This window comes from Hyphomonas oceanitis, assembly GCF_036964545.1.
In the GTDB taxonomy this organism is placed as follows: domain Bacteria; phylum Pseudomonadota; class Alphaproteobacteria; order Caulobacterales; family Hyphomonadaceae; genus Hyphomonas; species Hyphomonas oceanitis.
Genome location: NZ_JBALTL010000018.1, coordinates 1 through 2,280 on the forward strand (window position 1 = coordinate 1; position 2,280 = coordinate 2,280).

A 2,280-nucleotide genomic window follows, 5' to 3' on the forward strand; every position below is an offset into this window, starting at 1 on the left:
CAATCCCAACACGCATTCGCGCTCCCAGATAAAGAAGATCCAGCGGAGCATGAGGAAGTTCGGGTGGACAAATCCCATTCTCATCGACGATGACGGGCACGTAATCTGCGGACATGGCCGTCTTGAAGCAGCGCGCCTGAACGGCGAGACGTACGTTCCGGTTATCAACCTGGGTCAGATGACCGAGGCGGACCGGCGGGCCTATATCATTGCCGACAACAGGCTCGCACAGGACGCCCAATGGTCCAAGAAGCTGCTGCGCTCGGAACTCTCGGGCCTGATCGAACTGGGTTACGAGGTTGAACTCACCGGGTTTGACACGTTCGAGATCGACGGCATCCTCACTATTGGCGAGGATGAGCCAGAGGCCGAAGACAATGTCGAGCTGCCGGCCGATGACGCGGTACCGGTATCTCGGCTTGGCGACTTTTGGAAGGTCGGCAACCAGTGGCTGCTTGTTGATGATGCCCGCGACCCGGAAGCGCTGGAGCGCCTGCTCGCAGGCGAGCGGGCCCAGTTGATCGTCACCGATCCGCCTTATGGATGCGCAATCCAGAACAATGTTTCCGGCAACGGCAAGGTCAAGCATGACAATTTTGTCATGGGTGCAGGCGAAGTATCGCTGGCCGAGTTCGGCATGACGCTGCTGCGTCCAGCCTTCAAAGCGATGGCCGCGCACTGCGCGCCTGGCGCCATTGCCTTCGTGTTCATGGACTGGCGGGGCGCGCCCTATATGCTCGATGCCGCGCAGGGCGTGTTTCATGAAGTGAAAAACATGATCGTATGGGCCAAGAATCCGGGCATGGGCGCGTTCTACAGATCGGCCCATGAGTTGTGCTATGTGTTCAAGGTGAACCCCGGCACGCATATCAGCAATATTGCACTCGGCCGGAGAAATCGCAGCAATGTCTGGCGATATCCTTCCGCCAACACGTTTCGTGCAGGGCGGATGGAGGATCTCGCTGATCATCCCACCGTCAAGCCCAAACAGATGATTGCTGATGCCATTCTGGACTGCTCGCGGCGCGGCGACATCGTGCTCGATTCCTTCGCCGGATCCGGAACCATCCTGGCCGCGTGCGAGATGACGGGCAGGCGCGGGCGGGCGATCGAGCTCGATCCGGTTTACGCCGATGTGATTCTGCGCCGCACCGCCGAGGCCACCGGCTGCGAGCCCCTGCTGAACGGCGTCACGCCGTTTCATGAAGTCGCCAAGGCGCGGCTGGGAGAGGCATCATGAGCGACACTGAAAGCGGCGATAGAAATGACAAGAAGCCCCCATCCCGGAAGGGACGGCGCAAGGATGGCAAACCCTTCAAGGATGGCAATGTCCGCGAGGATGGATCCTACGAGGTCGGCCGCAACCGGCCGCCCAAAAAGAGCCAGTTCGGGGTCGACGACGGACGGAAGCGCGGAAGCCGGAAAAAGGGCGTGCCCAATGCCGACACCGAGTTCATGGAAGAACTCCAGCTCAAAACGACCGTCAACGAGAACGGCAAAAAGCGCCGGATGACCAAGAGGCGCAGCATTTACGTCAGGCTGATAAACAGTGCGTCGGTCAAGGGAGAGATAAGGGCGACTGAGCACGTCGATAGAAAAATTCTGCGGATTGAAGCTGCGCAGCAGCAGAACCGGCGCTACCACACCCTTGGTGATGAACAGATATTGCAGGCCTATCTGAAGGAACGCTCGCAGGAACTCGGAATTGACCCGGACCTGTTTGGAGATCCCTCCCCAGCGGAAGATATTGCTGAAAATGGGGCTGAAGACGGGGAGAACGGCAATGGCTGATGTTGATACAGACGACGCAATCTCAGCTCTGCTGCGCCTCGATTTTGGCTTTTTCCTGCGATATGTGTTCCGCGAGCTGGGCGGCGAGGATGAATATCAGCACAACTGGCATATCGATGCGATGATCCGCCAGCTCGAGCGGATCGAGGAAGGGGACAACACGCGCCTTGCCATCCCCATACCGCCTCGGCACCTCAAGTCCCGGACGGTAACTGTTGCCTGGCCGGCCTGGCGCCTTGGGCACGATCCGTCGCTTTCGTTCCTGTGCATCAGCTACGGTCAGGACCTGGCCGAGGATCATGCCAGTGACTGTCTAAAGATCATGCAGAGCAGCTGGTATCGCCGGGCCTTTCCAAGCCTTGTGCTGACCCGCCGGGCAGTGGATGACATCCGCACCAGTGCTGGCGGACGGCGCATGGCGACATCGGTTGACGGTGTCACGACCGGGTTCGGAGCTGATATAATCATTATCGATGATCCCATGAAAAC

2 protein-coding genes and 1 pseudogene are annotated in these 2,280 nt (G+C 59.1%); all 3 read left to right on the top strand.

What is annotated here, in order from left to right; all coding sequences use genetic code 11:
• On the top strand, nt 1-1,240 hold a 1,240-nt coding region (locus V7651_RS18635), incomplete at its 5' end, for a site-specific DNA-methyltransferase (RefSeq protein ID WP_335614021.1).
• Entirely contained in the window at nt 1,237-1,791 is a 555-nt protein-coding gene (locus tag V7651_RS18640; protein WP_335614022.1) for a hypothetical protein, read from the top strand. The genes V7651_RS18635 and V7651_RS18640, both read left to right, overlap by 4 nt.
• Nucleotides 1,784-2,280, top strand: a pseudogene (locus V7651_RS18645) (phage terminase large subunit); the annotation flags it as partial. The gene V7651_RS18640 and the pseudogene V7651_RS18645, both read left to right, overlap by 8 nt.

What these genes read in the sequence shown, in the direction of transcription:
- V7651_RS18640 (WP_335614022.1), top strand. Translation starts at nt 1,237, where the DNA reads ATGAGCGACACTGAAAGCGGCGATAGAAATGACAAGAAGCCCCCATCC.